The organism is Azospirillum sp. B506 (assembly GCF_000333595.1).
In the GTDB taxonomy this organism is placed as follows: Bacteria; Pseudomonadota; Alphaproteobacteria; order Azospirillales; family Azospirillaceae; genus Azospirillum.
This window is the reverse complement of sequence record NZ_BADK01000610.1, coordinates 1-15984: the sequence shown is the minus strand read 5'-3', so window position 1 is coordinate 15984 and position 15984 is coordinate 1. Positions and strand designations below refer to the sequence as shown.

The window sequence follows — 15984 nt, the reverse complement described above, 5'->3', positions numbered from 1 at the left end:
CTGCACAAGGGTGTCGTCCCGCTGTTCCCGATGCTGAAGGATGTCGTGTCGGAGACCTACAAGGGCTTCGCCGCCAAGGGGCTGGGCGCCAAGCTGGCGGTGCTGAACCAGCAGCTGGACGGCAAGCTCTATCTGACCGGCGACAGCTTCACCGTTGCCGACGCCTATGCCTACACGGTGCTGAGCTGGCTGCCGCGCATCGGCTTCGACCTGTCGCCTTTCCCGAACCTGACGGCCTTTGCCGAGCGCGTCGCCGCCCGTCCGGCGGTGCAGGCGGCCCATGCGGCCGAGGCCCAGGGCTGACAGCCGCTCGACTGGATGAAAAAAAGGCCCCGTTTCGTTGGAGACGGGGCCTTTTTCTTTGGAGCGCTGCCGGGATCAGGCGGCGCTGGGCTTGCGGCGCATCGGAGTGTTGCCGCCGGGGGTGCCGGCCGCGCGCGGCGCCTGCTTTCCGCTGCCACCGGCGCCATGGGCGTTGCCGTGCGACACGGCATGCGGCGCCGGCCGGCGGTCGTGGCGGTTCTGGTCGTTGCGGGCGGCATCCGGACGCGGGGTGCCGGCCGGCTTACCGGCCTTTTGCGGCGCCTTACCAGGCTGCTGAGCGGCCTTGGGCGCAGCCTTCGGAGCCGAGGCAGCGCGGGCCTGCTGCTGGTTGCGGTTGTTCTGGTTGCGGTTGCTGCCCGGCGCCTTGGGGCGGGGCGGCGGCTTGGACGAGGCGTGGATCTGCGCCACCTCCACCGCATGGTAGGGATGGGTGATGTCGGCCGGGATCGGTTGGCGGATCGTCTTCTCGATGTCCTTCAGATAGCCGACCTCTTCATGGTCGCAGAAGGACACGGCGCTGCCGTCCGTGCCGGCGCGCGCGGTGCGGCCGATGCGGTGGACGTAGCTTTCCGGCTCGTTCGGCAGGTCGAAATTGATGACGTGGCTGATGCCGTCGATGTCGATGCCGCGCGCGGCGATGTCGGTCGCCACCAGTGCCCGCAGCTCGCCGTTGCGGAAGCTCTCCAACGCACGGACGCGGGCCGACTGCGACTTGTCGCCATGGATGGCGTCGGCGGTGATGCCGGCCTTCTTCAGGTGGTCGGCGATGCGGTCGGCGCCGTGCTTGGTGCGGGCGAAGACGATGGTGCGGGCCATCGCCTGGTCTTCGAGCAGGTCGGCCAGCAGGCGGCGCTTGTCGGCACGGTCGACGAACAGGACGCGCTGGTTGATGCGCTCCACCGTGGTCGACTGCGGCGTCACCTCGATGCGCTCGGCATCGGTCAGGATGCTGTTGGCGAGCTCCACCACCGCGTCGGGCATGGTGGCGGAGAACAGCAGGGTCTGGCGCTCCTTCGGCAACACCGCGACCACCTTGCGCACGTCGCGGATGAAGCCCATGTCGAGCATGCGGTCGGCCTCGTCGAGGACGAATACCTCGATGGCGCCGAGATTGACGTGGTTCTGCGCCATCAGGTCGAGCAGGCGGCCGGGGGTGGCGATCAGCACCTCGACGCCGCGGGCGATGGCGGCGACCTGCGGGCTCTGGCCGACGCCGCCGTGGATGACGGTGCGGCGGATCGGCAGATGGCGGCCGTAGGTGGTGAAGCTGTCGCCGATCTGCAGCGCCAGTTCGCGCGTCGGCGTCAGGATCAGCACGCGGGGCGACTTGGCGGCCACGCGCTTCTTGTTCTGGAACAGCCGCTGCAGGATCGGCAGGGTGAAGGCGGCGGTCTTGCCGGTGCCGGTCTGGGCGAGGCCGAGCACGTCGCGGCCGGCCAGCAGAAGCGGGATGGCGCCGGCCTGGATCGGCGTGGCCGTGGCGTATCCCTCCTCCGCGACGGCGCGCAGAAGAGGCTCGATCAGGCCGAGGCCGGAGAATTCGGTCATGGAAGCGATGGTCCTGGTCACCAGAATGGGGGCCGCGCCAGGAGGGAGCGGCCGGGCTTGCGCGCTCCGCGGCGGGTTGGCGCGGAGCCGTCGGGCGGCGGGCGATCAGGTGCCTGCGCGGGCTTGCGCGGCGCCGGGCGCCGTCCGACCCCGGACAGATAGGGCCGGTGGCTTGATTTGGCAAGCAAACTCGGTGCGCGGCAGGGGTGCGCAGGTCGGAAAGGCCATCGGACCGCCAGCTTGGCGGGAGCGGTCGGGGTGCGACCCGCGCGACGCGGTCGCTGCGGCATGGGGTCGCACCCGGGGTCCAGGCTGGTGCTTACGGCTTCTTGATGACGCCACAGGCGAGGCGGTCGCCGGAGTTGCCCGCCGGCTGGCTGATGTAATCGTCGGCCTGGGCGTGGACGACGATCGAGGTTCCGCCCTGCTTGAACAGGCCATCGGCGCCGTCGGTCAGGGTCACCATGTGGGTGATCGCCTCGAACCCGGCCTTGCCGGCCTCGTTGGCCCAGATGTTGGGAAGCTCGCCGTAATGCATGTGCTCGGCCTCCAGCCCGTGCTTGGCGCCCGGGGCGGCGAAATGGCCGCCGGCCGCCTTGAAATCGGGGGTGCAGGCGCCGTTCTCGTGGATGTGGATGCCATGCCAGCCCGGCGGCAGCCCTTCCAGCTGGCCATGGACCAGGATGCCATGCGGGAACTTGGTGAAGGTGACCGTGCCCAGCGGCTTGCCCTGCGCATCGGCGATGGCGGCCTGGGCGGCCGGCGCCGGCGCCGGCGCTGTCGGGGGGGCGGATTGCTGCGCCAGTGCCGGAGCGGCCGCCAGCGACAGGCCGGCGAACAGCAGGGCCGGGATAAGGGACAGGGGGCGGGACATTCCTGTGGGTCCTCCGATTGGCTGTTGGCGTCTTGGCCGGCATGGGAAAAGGTGCCGGCGGGTTCGCGACGTTGCGCCGCTGTGAAACCGCTCTGGGATTGCGAACGGTTTTCAGTATGATGGGGGCATCGGCAAGCAAAGACCAGGGTTGGGGTTATGACGTCGCGTCTGGAAGCGTTGTGCATGGAGAAGGGGCTGAAGATGACCGGGCAGCGCCGTGTCATCTCCCAGGTTTTGTCAGAGGCGGATGACCATCCCGATGTCGAGGAGGTGCATCGTCGCGCCGTGCAGATCGACCCGCGGATCTCCATCGCCACCGTCTACCGCACCATGCGGTTGCTGGAGGACGCGCAGGTGATCGAGCGCGTCGATCTGGGCGACGGCCGCGCGCGGTACGAAGAGGCGACGGCCGACCACCACCATCACCTGATCGACACCCGCACCGGCCGGATCATCGAATTCGCCAGCCCGGAGCTGGAGGCGATGAAGGAGCGGATCGCACGCGAGCTTGGCTACAAGATCGTTGGCCACCGGCTGGAAATCTACGGCGTCCCGCTGGATGACGCGGTCAATGACGCCGGGGATGAGGAGGAGCATCCATGACCGATCCCCGTTTTCCCGATGCCGACCAGCCGGTCGCCGAGGCCATTGCCTGCCGCAATGCGGTACAGCGTTGCTACTCCGGTCTGTGCCGCTGCGGGCAGCCGGAACGCTATGCGCTGGAAGCGGCGGTGACGGTCTATCGCTATCATCATCCCGAGATCCCGCCGGCCCAGGCGGAGACCATCGTCAGCCATTGGGTGGCGGGGCCGCTTCGGCATTGATGGGCCCGTTTTCGGCCGGCGCAAATATGAAAATAGTCCTTGATCATCGCTGCTTAAAGTCCTAAAACCATTCTTGTCAAGGCAACCGGTCCGCCTCCGGACCTTATGCCCGACAGCACCTAAGCTCCCCCCCCCCCTCGCTTCGGTCCGAAAAGGGCCGGCCAGACGGTTGAACGTCCGGCCGGCCCTTTTCTTTTTCGCGTTTCGCCCGCGGCCGGCGCCGTGTCCCGCACGCAGCGCCGACAACCGGGTGGCGGAACGAGTCCCCCGCCATGCTCCCCGCGGGATCCGCAGGAACGCGAAAGGAAAAAATACCCATGTCGACCAGTATCGCCCAGGCGTTCGTCAAGCAGTTCGAGCGCGAGGTCCACGAGGCCTATCAGCGCATGGGCTCCAAGCTGCGCAACACGGTGCGCAGCAAGAACAACGTGCAGGGCGCCTCCACCGTCTTCCAGAAGGTGGGCAAGGGCGCCGCCTCCACCAAGTCGCGCCATGGCGCCGTTCCGGTGATGAATCTGGACCACACGCCGGTCGACTGCGCGCTGTACGACTTCTATGCCGGCGATTGGGTCGACCGGCTGGACGAGCTGAAGACCAACATCGACGAACGGCAGATCATCGCCAATGCCGGCGCCTATGCGCTGGGCCGCAAGACCGACGAGTTGCTGATCGCCGAGCTGAACAGGTCCGTCAATTACGCCGGCAGCGCCACCGACGGGCTGACCAAGGCCAAGATCCTGACCGCCTTCGAGATGATGGGCGAGGCCGACGTGCCGGACGACGGTCAGCGCTATGCGGTTGTCGGCTGGAAGCAGTGGAGCCAGCTGCTGGGCATCGAGGAGTTCGCCAGTTCCGATTATGTCGGCAGCGACGAGCTGCCCTGGCGCGGCACCCAGGCCAAGCGCTGGCTCGGCACGCTGTGGCTGCCCCATTCCGGCCTGACGCTGAACGGCAATATCCGGCTCTGTCATTGGTACCATAAGACGGCGGTCGGCCATGCGGCCGGTGCCGACGTGAAGACCGACATCACCTGGCATGGCGACCGCGCAGCGCATTTCGTCAACAACATGATGAGCCAGGGCGCCGCGCTGATCGACACCACCGGCGTGGTGACCCTGCGCTGCCTGGAGAGCTGAGCGGGGGAGGGTGATCCCTCCGCTCTGCCGCATCCCCCCACAAAATCCGGAGTCTTCGATCCATGGCCTATGCGTCCAAGGATTTGAGCGTGCTCGCCTATGCGAACGGCTTCACGCTTTGGCACTACACCACCCACGACGGGGCGACCGATGTCGACACCGCCGGCTATTTCAACGGGGCGGCCGACCTGCTGCGGGTCGGGGACATGCTGCTGGCCAACTGCGCGGTCGGCGGCAGCACCCCGGCGACCGGCGTGCTGGTGGTCTCCGCCAGCGCCAACGGGGCGGTCGACGTCGCCAACCTGACACCGTTCGGCACCGCCAACAGCGACTGATCCGCCGAGGGAGGGCGCCGCATCGCCGGCGCCTTTCCGAAACCCCGCAATGGGAGACCTGTCCATGGCCCTGACCGCCATCGGCCTGTGCGGGCGTGCGCTGATCAAGCTCGGCGCCACCGCCATTGCCTCCTTCGACGACGGCACCGCCGAAGCGGAGGTGGCCGCCGCCCTCTATGGCCCCACGCGCGACGCGCTGCTGTCGGCCAATGGCTGGAGCTTCGCCAGCGTGCTGGCCACGCTGCCGCGTCTGGCCGAGCCGCCGGTCGCCGATTATGCCAACGCCTTCCAGCTGCCGGCCGATTTCCTGCGGGCGCTGGGGGCGGGCGGCGACGGGCGGGCGCGCGGCCTGTCCTATCGCATCAATGGCCGCACCCTGCTGTGCGATGCCGGCACCGTCACCCTGTCCTACATCGGCCGTCCGGCGGAAGAGGAGTTTCCCGCCTTCTTCGATCAGGCGCTGATCGCCCGGCTGGCCGCCGAATTCTGCCTGCCGCTGACCGAAAGCTCGACGCGGGCGGAACTGCTGGCCCAGCTGGCCGAGAGCGAGTTCCGCCGCGCCCGCCAGATCGACGCCCAGCAGGACAGCCAGCCCGGCTTCGAGGACTTCACCCTGATCGACGCGAGGTCTTGATGGGACGGCTGCATCAGGTGAAGACCAATTTCACCGCCGGCGAGGTGTCGCGCCGCCTGTTGGGGCGGGGCGATCTCAAGGCCTATGACAACGGTGCGCTGGCCCTGCGCAACCTGTTCATCGACCCGACCGGCGGGGTGACGCGGCGGTCGGGCCTTGGCTTCACCGCGCTGGCCCGCGGCGACGGCCGGCTGGTGGCCTTCGAGCGCAACAGCGAACAGACCTATCTGCTGGTCTTCACCGACCGTTGGATCGACCTGTTCCAGGGCGGGACCAAGCTGGCGTCGGTCGCTGCGCCCTGGACGTTGACGCAACTGGCGCAGATCACCTGGACGCAGAGCGCCGACACGTTGCTGGTCTGCCACCCCGACTTGCCGCCGCGCAAGCTGACGCGCGGCGACGATGGGACCTGGACGCTATCGGACTGGGCCTTCGCGGTCGAGGGTGAGCTGCTGCGCATCCCCTTCCACCGCTTCGGCGATCCGGCGGTGACGGTGACGCCGTCGGGAACGGCGGGGGCGATCACCGTCACCGCGTCGGCTCCGGTGTTCGATCCGCGCCAGGACGGCACGCGCCTCCGCATCAAGGGCAAGCAGCTGCAAGTCACCGGCGTGGTGTCGGCCACCCAGCTCAACGCCACGGTGAAGGAGGCGCTGGCCGACACCCAGCCGACGACGCAATGGGACGAGCAGGCCTTCTCCGCCCTTCGCGGCTGGCCGGTGTCGGCGGCTTTCCATCAGGACCGGCTGGTGATCGGCGGCTCGCGCGATCTGCCCAACCGGCTGTGGCTGTCGCGCTCCGCCCAGATCTGGAATTTCGATCTGGGCGAAGGACTGGACGATCAGGCCATCGAGTTCGGCATCCTGTCCGATCAGGTGAACGCGGTGCGCGCCGTCTTTTCCGGACGGCATCTGCAGGTCTTCACCTCGGGCGCCGAATATATGGTGACCGGCGATCCGTTGACGCCGCAGAGCATGCAGGTCAACCGGCAGACGCGCATCGGTTCGCCGATGGACCGCGCCATCCCGCCGCGCGACGTGGAGGGGGCGACCCTGTTCGTGCCGCGCAACCGGCGCGAAATCCGCGAGTTCCTCTACACCGACACCGAGGCTGCCTATCAGGCCAACGACCTCGCCCTGCTGGCCCGCCATCTGGTGGCGAGCCCGCGCGACCAGGATTACGACCAGAACCGCCGGCTGCTGTTCGTGGCGATGGAGGACGGCACGCTGGGGGCGCTGACCGCCTATCGGGCGGAGGACGTCACCGCCTGGACCCTGCTGGAAACCGACGGGGCGGTGCGCTCCGTCGCCGCAGTGGGGGACGAGGTGTATGCGCTGGTCGGGCGGCGCGGCGTCTGGACCGTCGAGCGGTTCGATGACGGACTGAACCTTGACGCCGCGATCACGGCGGAGCGGGGGGAGGCAACCGCCGTCTGGGGCGGGCTGGCGCATCTGGAGGGGCGGACGGTCACCATCGTCGCCGACGGGGTGATCCGCACGCCCGCCACCGTCCAGGCCGGCAGCGTCACGCTCGACCCGCCGGCCCGCAAGGTGGAGATCGGGCTGCCCTACACCCACCGGATCGAGCCGTTGCCGCCCAACCTGCTGGGTCAGGCGACCGGGGCCGACATCGTCCGGCTGGTCGCCGTCACCTTCCGGCTGGAGGAGACGGCGGCGCTGCGCGTCGATCTGGGGCGCGGGTTGCAGGAACTTCCGCTTCACCGGCTGGGACCGCAACCGGCCGGCGGGGTGCCGCCGCTGGTGTCCGGCGACCGCCGGCTGCGGGCGCTCGGCTGGCGCCATGACACCGACCTGCCGCTTTGGCGCATCGAGCAGGATGCGCCGCTGCCTTTCACGCTGCTTTCCGTGACCATGGAATTGAAGGTGAACGACTGATGGGTGGAATAACTCCCCTCGTGAGCACGGCACTGCCGCTGGCGAATTCCGTCATCGGCACCGTGCGCAACGCCAGCGCCGGCCAGTCCAGTGCCGGCCAGTCCAGCGCCGCCGCGCAGCAGGCCGCCGCCCAACAAGCGGCTGCCGAGCTGGAATACAAGCGCCAGCAGGACGCGGCACAGGCCGCCGCCGCGCAGGCGGCGCTGGAACAGAAGTACCGCGAGGAAGCCGCGGCGGCCGAACGCAGCGCCCAGGCCGCCGCCGCCGCCCGCCAGCAGCAGGCCCAGCTGGAGGCCGAGGCGCAGGCCCGCCAGTGGACGCATGACGCCGAGTTGCGTCAACAGGAACAGGAGTTGCAGCGCCAGAAGGACGAGGCATCGGCGGCTGCCGCTGCCGCGGCGCGGGCCAAGGAGATGGACGATTACCGCTCCAGCCAGGAACAGACGCTGGCCCAGCTGCGCGCCAGCCAGGAGGAGGCGGTGCGCGCCAAGGAGGCCGACGCGCAGACCCAGCTTTCCCAGCTGACAGCGGCGGCGGATGCGGCCGAGCAGCGCCGGCTTGCCGCCTTGCGCCAGGCGGTCAGCAAAACCCGCGCCGGGCTGGGGGCGCGGGGCGTCACCGCGCAGGACGGTTCGGGCGAGGCGATCCTGCTGGGGCTGACCAACTCCAGCGAGACCGAGCGCAAGGACGCCCAGGCGACCGATCAGCTGAAGCGCGCCGCCATCCAGCAGAGCCTGGACGAGGCCAAGCGCCGCAACCTGCTGGAGTTGTCGCAACTCGCCGACCGTCAACGGCTGGAATACATGAGCAAGTTCTTTTGAGCCTGCTTGCTTCCGCCTGCCCGGAGTTTCCCGATGTCCACGTCGCTTCCCATCCCGCGCGGCACCCCGCGCGTGCAATATCTTGCCGACGGCGCGCAGCGGGTCTTCACCTACCCGTTTCCGATCTTCGCCGACGAGGATCTCCAGGTCTTCCTGGGGGCCGCCCTTCAGAGCACCGGCTATGCGGTCGGTGGCGCCGGTGCCAGCGGAGGCGGGGCCGTGACCTTTGCCAGCGCTCCGCCGGAGGGGACCGTGGTGCTGCTGCGCCGCCGGCTGCCGATCGAACGGCGCAGCGATTTCGGCGAAAGCGGGCCGCTGCCCGCCGCCGCCCTCAATGGCGAGCTGGACCGGCTGACGGCGATGCTTCAGCAGCTGGCGGGCGATCAGGAGCTGATGCTGCGCTATGGCGACAGCGACCTGCCGGCCTCTCCCCTGCTGCCGGAGCGGGGCTTGCGCCAGGGCAAGCTGCTGGCTTTCGACAGTGCCGGCAATCCCACAATCCGCCCGCCGGTGGACGAGGAGGCGCTGGCGACCTATGTGCCGCCGGGTGCCGGGGCCACTGCCCGGCCGGTGCGCGACAAGCTGGCCGACCTTGTGTCGGTGAAGGATTTCGGTGCGATCGGCGATGGGCTGGTCGATGACACGCTTGCCTTGCAGGCGGCGCTGACCTCCGCCCGCGCGGTGTTCGTGCCGCCGGGCACCTACCGCATCGCCAACACGCTGACGCTCGGCCATGGACAGACACTGTATGGGTCAGGGCAGGCGTCGGTGATCCGGGGAGTGTCCAACGATTTCGACCTCGTTCATCTGCCGGACGGCTACGCCAGCCTGTCGGGACTGCGGCTGGAGCAGGGCAAGGCGGGGGTGCGGCTGTTCGGGCGCGACGGCCCTTGCGTGCAGAACAGCCTGACCGACCTGACCCTGTGGGAACCGGAGGTCGGGCTGGTCTTCGACGGCTATATCGACCCGAACCTGCCCTGCTATTGGAACAACATCGCCCGCGTGCTGGTGGCGCGGCCGTCGCGGCATGGGGTGTGGCTGACGCGGACGGGGGCGGGCGACACGCCGAACGCCAACCGCTTCCACGCGGTGCGGGTCTATTCGCTGTCGGCACCGATGAGCGGTTGCGGCTTCTTCGTCGAGCAGGGTCGGTTCAACAACGCCTTCTTCGATTGCGAGGCCAATCTGTGGCCGGGGGCCGAGGCCTGCTTCCGCGTCGGCACCGTCACCGACAAGACGCTGATCGTGAATTTCTACGCCGAGTCGCTGGGGGCGCTGCCGAACCTGCAAATCGATGCCGGGTCGGTGGAGACGGCGGTCGTCAACCTGTTCTCCGCCGCCGCCGGTCCGGCGATCCTCGACCGCTCCGGCGGGCAATACACGGCGGTCAATGCCGGCTATCCGGAGAAGAACCGGCTCCAGCGCAGCCGCGTCACCGAACTGGTGGTGGAGGCCCTGCGCTACGACACCGAGTATGTGGAGCCGGCAAAGGGCGGTGTGGTGGCGCTGGACCTGAGCAGTTCGGTCTATCTGGCCAGCGCCTATGCCGGGGCGGTGGAGGTGCGGCTGCCGAAGGCGGAGGACGCCAACGGCCACGCGGTGACGATCAAGCGCACCGATGCTTCGGCCAACCCGCTGACGGTCAGCGAGACCGGCGGGCCGGGGCCGGACGGGCGGCTGCTGTCGCTCGGCAACCGGTACGACTTCGTGACGCTGGTGTCGAACGGGGCGGGCTGGTGGATCGTCGCCGGCAACAACCCTCCGGGAAACGCCCAGTATCACGAGGCTCCCGGCCTGTTCGAGCCGGACCTGAACCAGCAGCTCTATCTCGTCAGCGCCTGGAACGGGGCGGTGGAGGTGCGGCTGCCGGCGCCGTCGGCCCCCCATGCGGTCGGGCGCACGGTCACCGTCAAGAAGTCCGACACCGGCGGCAACCGCGTCACCGTCACCCAGGCCGGCGGTGGCGGGCCGGACAGCGAGGCCATCGCGCTGACCGCGCAGGGCCATGCGGTGACGGCGATGTCGAACGGCGCCGGCTGGCACATCCTGGGGCGGAATCCATGACGGGAAAGGACGAGAATGGCTTCCGCGCCTTCGTCCAGGGCTGGAACGCCATGGTGGAGCTGAAGACGCCGGCCCACCACGCGCGGATGGCCGGATGGCTGGAGGAGCATATGGCCGGGCGGGAGCGGCGGATGCTGCTGATGGCCTTCCGCGGCTCGGGCAAATCGACGCTGGTCGGGCTGTTCGCGGCCTGGCTGCTGCTGCGCGATCCCAACCGGCGGCTGCTGGTGCTGGCCGCCGACCTGAAGCTGGCGATGAAGATGGTGCGCAACGTCAAACGCATCCTGGAACGTCATCCCGACTGCGGCCACCTGAAGCCGCCTGCCAAGGAGCGCGACCAATGGGCGGCAGACCGCTTTACGGTGGTGCGGCCGATGGAATTGCGCGACCCGTCGATGGCGGCGGCCGGCATCGGCGGCAACATCACCGGCAGCCGCGCCGACGTGGTGATCTGCGACGATGTCGAGGTTCCGCGCAACGCCGACACCGCGGTGAAGCGCGCCGCCCTGCGCGAACGGCTGTCGGAGCTGGAATATGTGCTGGTGCCGGGCGGGGCGCAGCTCTATGTCGGCACGCCGCATGCGCAGGACAGCCTCTATGCCGCGGAGACCGACGACGGCAGCCCGCCCTTCCTCGACGGATTCGAGCGGCTGGTGCTGCCGGTCTACACCGAGGACGGCCAGGGCAACCGCATCTACACCTGGAAGGAGCGCTTCGGCGAGGCGCATGTCGCCCGCATCCGCAAATCCACCGGTCCCAACAAATTCACCAGCCAGATGCTGCTGCGTCCGGTCAGCATCACCGACGGGGTGCTGGACGTCGGCAAGCTCGGCCGCTACGACGCGGAGCTGGAATATCGCGAGGCGCTGGGGCGCGCGGTGCTGACGCTGGATGGGGTGAAGCTCGTCTCGGCCACCTGCTGGTGGGACCCGGCCTTCGCACGGCCGGCGGGGGAAGGGGACGGCAGGACGAAGAACGGCGACGGCAGCGTGGTCGCCGCGGTGTTCGCCGGGGAGAACGAGCGCTTCTACCTGCACCGGGTGCAGTATCTGGCCGTCGATCCCAGGGCGGAGGAGACCGAGGCCGACCAGCAATGCCGGCAGGTGTCCCGCTTCCTGGCCGACAATCATCTGCCGGCGGTCCACGTCGAGATCAACGGCCTGGGCCGCTTCCTGCCCGGATTGCTGCGCAAACGGCTGCGCGACGACCGGCTGGCCGCCGGGGTGGTCGAGCAGAACAGCCGCACGCCCAAGGCCCAGCGCATCGTCAAGGCCTTCGACGCCCTGCTGGCCGACCGTCGCCTGCTGGCCCATCGGCAGGTCTGGGAAACGCCGCTGATCCGCGAAATGCGCGACTGGCGTCCGGACGGCCGCTATCGCGGACCCGATGACGGGCTGGACGCGGTGGCCGGCTGCCTGGGGGCCGAACCCTGCCGTTTCGACCGCAGCACCGCCCCGCCCGAACGCCGCGCCGACTGGCGCGGTGCCGGTGCCGTGGTGGCGCCGGCGGATTGGGAGCTCTGAGCTTTTCACCACACCACACGAACGGGAGACCCCGATGCATGATGCCTTGACCGGAGGCCTGGATCTCGCTTGGTGGATCACCGCCGTCGAGTTGCCGGCGATGGGCGGGCTGTTCTGGCTGATCGCGCGGGTGCGCAAGGATGCCGACAGCGCGCTGGACGACCTGCGGAGCCGGGCCGAGGAGGCCCAGGCGCAGGTGCGCGAGAGCCTTGCCGCCTACAAACTGGAGGTCGCGAAGACCTATGTCTCCTTCGCGACGCTCAAGGATGTGGAGCAGCGCCTGACCGACCATCTGATGCGGATCGAGACCAAGCTCGATTCGGTCTTCATACCGGTGGAGGGCGGGCGGCGCTGACCGGCGGGGGAGCGGCCGGGTCAGTCGGCGTGGTGGATCATCGCCTGGTAGATCTTCCAGGCGATCTCGACCGACACACCGCCGGCCCGCGCGCCAGCCGCCAGCATGGTGGCGCTGGGCTTCAGCGGCACCGCGGTTTGACCCGGCTCGCACAGCGCACCCATGGCGGTGACCGAGGTGCCCAGTTCCACGCTGCAGGGCTGGCTCTTCTTCATCAGGCTCATGGAAATCGCGTTCATGGCGGGTCCTCCGTTGACTTCAAACCGTCACAGCAAAAGCGGTGCCAACCGCCATCCACGGCGCAAATCATGGGAATCGCAGGGGTTGCGGGGGCAAAGCCGCCGATCCCGCAGCGGTTTCCGGCCGCCAAAATCAAAAATACCCGCAAAATGCCGAATTGTTTCGGGTGTGCTTTGCAAAATGCAACGCGCAAAGCGGGCGGAATTGCATTCGGGGAGTCGATCTTGCGTTGTGCCGCGGCGGGCAGAACGGTACGCCGTCAGAGCGCGGCGCAACTGCGGCGTCGAGGTCTCTGGCCGCTGGCCGCGCATTGGGTTAGTGTCCGGCCGTCATGACCGACCGCATCATTCACCACATGTGCCGCGCGGACGAGTGGGACGCCGCCCGCCCGGCCGGCCGCTATCCCGGCTCGTCCCAGGATGTCCAGGACGGCTTCATCCATTTCTCGACCGCCGCACAGGTGGTGGAGAGTGCCGCCAAACACCGCGCCGGCCAGGACGGCCTGCTGCTGCTGACGGTGGACGCCGGTCGGCTCGGCGATGCCCTGCGCTGGGAGCCGTCGCGCGGCGGGCAGCTGTTCCCGCATCTGTACGGGCCGCTGCCGGTCGATGCCGTGCTGCGCGCCGACCCGCTGCCGCTGGGCCGCGACGGGCGCCATGTCTTCCCCGCCGGCTTTCCCTTCACCCTCCAGGACCTCGTTCCGTGATCGACTTCTATCCGCTTGCCGGGCCGGTGCTGTTCCGCTTCGACCCCGAGACCGCGCATGGCCTGACCATCAAGGCGCTGAAGACCGGACTGGTCCCGCCGGCCCGCGGCAAGGACGACCCGGCGCTGCACACCCGCGTCTGGGGGCTGGATTTCACTAACCCGGTCGGGCTTGCCGCCGGCTTCGACAAGAATGCGGAAGTGGTCGACGCCATGCTGAACCAGGGTTTCGGCTTCGTCGAACCCGGCAGCGTCACCCCGCGGCCCCAGCCCGGCAATCCGCGCCCCCGTCTGTTCCGGCTGGTCGAGCAGCGCGCGGTGATCAACCGCATGGGCTTCAACAACGAGGGGCTGGAGGCCTTCGCCCAGCGGCTGGAGCGCCGCCGCACCGCCGGCAAGCAGGCTCCCGGCATCGTCGGCGCCAACCTGGGCAAGAACAAGGACACGGTCGACGCCGCCGACGACTACGTGATCGGCGTGCGCCGGCTGGCGCCGCTGGCCGACTATCTGGTCGTCAATGTGTCCTCCCCCAACACGCCGGGGCTGCGCGCGCTCCAGGGCCGCGACCCGCTGCGCGCCCTGCTGGAGCGGGTGCTGGAGGCGCGGGCGTCCTGCGGCCTGACCCGCAATCCGCCGCTTCTGCTGAAGATCGCCCCCGATCTGACGGTGGAGGATAAGAGCGACATCGCCGCGGTGGCGCTGGAGTCCGGCATCGACGGGCTGATCGTCTCCAACACCACCATCGCCCGGCCCGACAGCATCCCGGCGGCGATGCGCAGCGAGGCCGGCGGCCTGTCCGGTGCGCCGCTGTTCGAGGCGTCGACCTCCGTGCTGCGCGAGATCTACGCGCTGACCGGCGGCAAGCTGCCGATCGTCGGTGTCGGCGGGGTGGCGACGGGCGCGGACGCCTATGCCAAGATCCGGGCCGGCGCCTCGCTGGTGCAGCTCTATTCGGCGATGGTCTATGCCGGGCCGGCGGTGGTCCACCGCATCCGCCGCGATCTGGCCGAGCTGTTGCGTCGCGACGGCTTCCATTCGGTCGCCGAGGCGGTGGGGGCGGATCATCGTTGAGGGGCATCGCTGAGGGGGTGCCGCTGAGGGACTGACCGCGCCGGCCGCGCAGGATGCGGCGGACAGGGGCGTAGCATTAACGGATCGTCAAGCGGACGTCCCGACAGTGGGGACGCCCGCCCGGTTCCGCGTCATGCTCGTTCCGGAGGCTGTGCGCCGTGAAAGCCCTGACCGCCGATCTCCGTCCCGGAACCGCCGCGCCGGGCTCGGCCATTCCCACCATTGTGGCTCCTGCAATGACCCTGCTGACGCACCTCGTCTATGCGCTGGCCTATCTGATTGCCGGGATTGCCGCCGGCGCGGCCCTGTGGGCGTTGCGTCCGGAGGCCGATCCGCTGGTGGCGTGGCTGGCCGGTGCGCTTGTGGTGCTGGCCGGCGCGCTGGTTCACGAGGTGGTGACCCGGCTGGAGCGCGAGCGCAAGGCCGCCCGCCGCGTCGCCCGCCTGACCGACCGGGTCGAGGAGTTGGCCCGGCTGCTGGAGCAGCGGCTTGCTGCCGAGTCCGGCGCCGATCCGGACGGCGGGGGGCGCTACGACGCGGTGATGCAGGAGGTGAAGCTTCTGCAGTCGCTGGTCGCCCGCCTGACCGAGCGCCGCGCCCCGCGCCCGCCGGCCGCCAGTGCGGAGCGTCGCCCAATGCCGTCCGCTGGGCCGTCCGCTGAGCCGTCCGCTGGGTCCTCTGCTGCACCGATTCCCGCCGCGCCGGCTCCGATGGACGATGCGACGGTTCTGGAGGCTGTGCGCGACGCGCTGAAGGCCGACCGCATCGACGTCTATCTCCAGCCCATCGTCAGCCTGCCTCAGCGCAAGCATCGCTTCTACGAGGTGTTTTCGCGCGTGCGGGCGGCCGACGGGCAGCAGATCATGCCCGACCGCTATCTCGACATCGCGGAGCGCGAAGGGCTGATCGCCACCATCGACAACCTGCAGCTGGTCCGCTGCGTCCAGCTGATCCGCGAGACGGAGCGGCGCCAGCACGCCATCGGCTTCTTCGCCAACATCTCCGCCGCGACGCTGGCGGACGCGGAGTTCATGCGCCAGTTCCTGAACATGATGGCGCAGAACCACGCCCTGGTGCCCAAGCTGGTGTTCGAGCTGAGCCAGCACGCCGTCAGCGCTGGCGGGGCGGTGACGATGGGCATCCTGTCGCAGCTGGCGCGGCTGGGCTTCCGTTTCTCGATGGATCAGGTGACGGACCTGTCCATCGACCTCGACCGGCTGCTGCGCCACGAGTTCCGCTGCATCAAGCTGGACCGTGCGCTGGTGCTGGATCCTGCCAACGCCGGGCGCATCCGCGAGCTGCGCCGCCGCTGCGCCGCCGACGGCATCGACCTGATCGTCGAGAAGATCGAGACGGAGAACCAGCTGGTCGACGTGCTCGACACCGGCTTCGACTTCGGCCAGGGCTACCTGTTCGGCGAACCGCGGCTGAGCCGGAAGCCGGAGTGACGGTTGAAGGAAAGGTCGGCATCGGACCGATGCCGGGTTGTGGCGTCAATGCAGCGTTGGCCTTTCGGCAGGCTTGATTTCCCCCGCCGCGCTTGACATTCCCCCACGCGGCGATGGAAATTTCGCGTTCCCGGCCAGGTCCGGGCACCCGATGCGGGTGAGACCAACACTAGTAAATGGGACTTCG

17 protein-coding genes are annotated in these 15984 nt (G+C 69.2%); 14 read left to right on the top strand and 3 right to left on the bottom strand.

Translation table 11 applies throughout. The features are described from left to right. Window positions 1-303, top strand: a 303-nt coding sequence (locus I71_RS18120) for a glutathione binding-like protein (RefSeq protein WP_042696240.1), incomplete at its 5' end; no start/stop codon positions are given. 75 nt (window positions 304-378) lie between these two features. On the opposite strand, the gene I71_RS18115 is transcribed toward I71_RS18120, so the two are convergent. Both I71_RS18115 and I71_RS18110 read right to left on the bottom strand, forming a co-directional pair. Continuing rightward, window positions 379-1872 (bottom strand): DEAD/DEAH box helicase, encoded by a 1494-nt coding sequence (locus I71_RS18115; RefSeq protein WP_042696239.1) that lies wholly within the window; start codon window positions 1870-1872, stop codon window positions 379-381. A 319-nt stretch (window positions 1873-2191) separates the two neighbouring features. After that, entirely contained in the window at window positions 2192-2746 is a 555-nt protein-coding gene (locus I71_RS18110; RefSeq protein ID WP_042696238.1) for a superoxide dismutase family protein, read from the bottom strand. Window positions 2747-2902: 156 nt separating this feature from the next. Here I71_RS18110 and I71_RS18105 point away from each other — a divergent pair, with 156 nt between their 5' ends. From I71_RS18105 to I71_RS18060, 10 genes are all read left to right on the top strand, one after another. Further along, complete coding sequence (locus tag I71_RS18105) at window positions 2903-3349, top strand: Fur family transcriptional regulator (RefSeq protein WP_042696237.1); 447 nt, start codon at window positions 2903-2905, stop codon at window positions 3347-3349. Continuing rightward, window positions 3346-3570 (top strand): hypothetical protein, encoded by a 225-nt coding sequence (locus tag I71_RS18100; RefSeq protein WP_042696236.1) that lies wholly within the window; start codon window positions 3346-3348, stop codon window positions 3568-3570. Before I71_RS18105 ends, I71_RS18100 begins: the two co-directional genes overlap by 4 nt. Window positions 3571-3887: 317 nt before the next feature. Further along, window positions 3888-4706, top strand: a complete 819-nt coding sequence (locus tag I71_RS18095; RefSeq protein WP_042696235.1) for a phage capsid protein — start codon at window positions 3888-3890, stop codon at window positions 4704-4706. 62 nt (window positions 4707-4768) lie between these two features. After that, window positions 4769-5041: a hypothetical protein gene (locus I71_RS18090; protein ID WP_042696234.1), complete on the top strand. Its 273-nt coding sequence runs from the start codon at window positions 4769-4771 to the stop codon at window positions 5039-5041. A gap of 64 nt (window positions 5042-5105) precedes the next feature. Then, entirely contained in the window at window positions 5106-5675 is a 570-nt protein-coding gene (locus tag I71_RS18085) for a hypothetical protein (RefSeq protein ID WP_042696242.1), read from the top strand. Next, window positions 5675-7570 (top strand): hypothetical protein, encoded by a 1896-nt coding sequence (locus I71_RS18080; RefSeq protein ID WP_042696233.1) that lies wholly within the window; start codon window positions 5675-5677, stop codon window positions 7568-7570. The genes I71_RS18085 and I71_RS18080 overlap by 1 nt, the downstream gene beginning before the upstream one ends. A gap of 20 nt (window positions 7571-7590) precedes the next feature. Beyond that, window positions 7591-8391: a hypothetical protein gene (locus I71_RS18075; RefSeq protein WP_042696232.1), complete on the top strand. Its 801-nt coding sequence runs from the start codon at window positions 7591-7593 to the stop codon at window positions 8389-8391. A 33-nt stretch (window positions 8392-8424) separates the two neighbouring features. Beyond that, window positions 8425-10455, top strand: coding sequence for a glycosyl hydrolase family 28-related protein (locus I71_RS18070; RefSeq protein WP_042696231.1), 2031 nt, complete (start codon window positions 8425-8427; stop codon window positions 10453-10455). Next, on the top strand, window positions 10452-11978 hold the full coding sequence (terL, locus tag I71_RS18065) for a phage terminase large subunit (protein ID WP_042696230.1): 1527 nt from the start codon (window positions 10452-10454) through the stop codon (window positions 11976-11978). Before I71_RS18070 ends, terL begins: the two co-directional genes overlap by 4 nt. A gap of 34 nt (window positions 11979-12012) precedes the next feature. Continuing rightward, on the top strand, window positions 12013-12333 hold the full coding sequence (locus tag I71_RS18060; protein ID WP_042696229.1) for a hypothetical protein: 321 nt from the start codon (window positions 12013-12015) through the stop codon (window positions 12331-12333). 20 nt (window positions 12334-12353) lie between these two features. On the opposite strand, the gene I71_RS18055 is transcribed toward I71_RS18060, so the two are convergent. Continuing rightward, window positions 12354-12572 carry a hypothetical protein gene (locus tag I71_RS18055; RefSeq protein ID WP_042696228.1) on the bottom strand — a complete coding sequence of 73 codons (219 nt, stop codon included), beginning with the start codon at window positions 12570-12572 and terminating at the stop codon, window positions 12354-12356. Window positions 12573-12904: 332 nt separating this feature from the next. On the opposite strand from I71_RS18055, the gene I71_RS18050 reads away from it, so the two are divergent. The 3 genes from I71_RS18050 (at window position 12905) to I71_RS18040 (ending at window position 15797) form a co-directional block, all read left to right on the top strand. After that, window positions 12905-13279 (top strand): DUF952 domain-containing protein, encoded by a 375-nt coding sequence (locus I71_RS18050; protein ID WP_042696227.1) that lies wholly within the window; start codon window positions 12905-12907, stop codon window positions 13277-13279. Further along, window positions 13276-14349 (top strand): quinone-dependent dihydroorotate dehydrogenase, encoded by a 1074-nt coding sequence (locus I71_RS18045; RefSeq protein WP_042696226.1) that lies wholly within the window; start codon window positions 13276-13278, stop codon window positions 14347-14349. The genes I71_RS18050 and I71_RS18045 overlap by 4 nt, the downstream gene beginning before the upstream one ends. A 158-nt stretch (window positions 14350-14507) precedes the next feature. After that, window positions 14508-15797: an EAL domain-containing protein gene (locus I71_RS18040; protein ID WP_244433905.1), complete on the top strand. Its 1290-nt coding sequence runs from the start codon at window positions 14508-14510 to the stop codon at window positions 15795-15797. Window positions 15798-15984: the final 187 nt, after the last annotated feature.

Coding starts and splice junctions, on each gene's coding strand:
- I71_RS18115 (WP_042696239.1), bottom strand. CDS start 1,872: ATGACCGAATTCTCCGGCCTCGGCCTGATCGAGCCTCTTCTGCGCGCC.
- I71_RS18110 (WP_042696238.1), bottom strand. CDS start 2,746: ATGTCCCGCCCCCTGTCCCTTATCCCGGCCCTGCTGTTCGCCGGCCTG.
- I71_RS18105 (WP_042696237.1), top strand. CDS start 2,903: ATGACGTCGCGTCTGGAAGCGTTGTGCATGGAGAAGGGGCTGAAGATG.
- I71_RS18100 (WP_042696236.1), top strand. CDS start 3,346: ATGACCGATCCCCGTTTTCCCGATGCCGACCAGCCGGTCGCCGAGGCC.
- I71_RS18095 (WP_042696235.1), top strand. CDS start 3,888: ATGTCGACCAGTATCGCCCAGGCGTTCGTCAAGCAGTTCGAGCGCGAG.
- I71_RS18090 (WP_042696234.1), top strand. CDS start 4,769: ATGGCCTATGCGTCCAAGGATTTGAGCGTGCTCGCCTATGCGAACGGC.
- I71_RS18085 (WP_042696242.1), top strand. CDS start 5,106: ATGGCCCTGACCGCCATCGGCCTGTGCGGGCGTGCGCTGATCAAGCTC.
- I71_RS18080 (WP_042696233.1), top strand. CDS start 5,675: ATGGGACGGCTGCATCAGGTGAAGACCAATTTCACCGCCGGCGAGGTG.
- I71_RS18070 (WP_042696231.1), top strand. CDS start 8,425: ATGTCCACGTCGCTTCCCATCCCGCGCGGCACCCCGCGCGTGCAATAT.
- terL (WP_042696230.1), top strand. CDS start 10,452: ATGACGGGAAAGGACGAGAATGGCTTCCGCGCCTTCGTCCAGGGCTGG.
- I71_RS18060 (WP_042696229.1), top strand. CDS start 12,013: ATGCATGATGCCTTGACCGGAGGCCTGGATCTCGCTTGGTGGATCACC.
- I71_RS18055 (WP_042696228.1), bottom strand. CDS start 12,572: ATGAACGCGATTTCCATGAGCCTGATGAAGAAGAGCCAGCCCTGCAGC.
- I71_RS18050 (WP_042696227.1), top strand. CDS start 12,905: ATGACCGACCGCATCATTCACCACATGTGCCGCGCGGACGAGTGGGAC.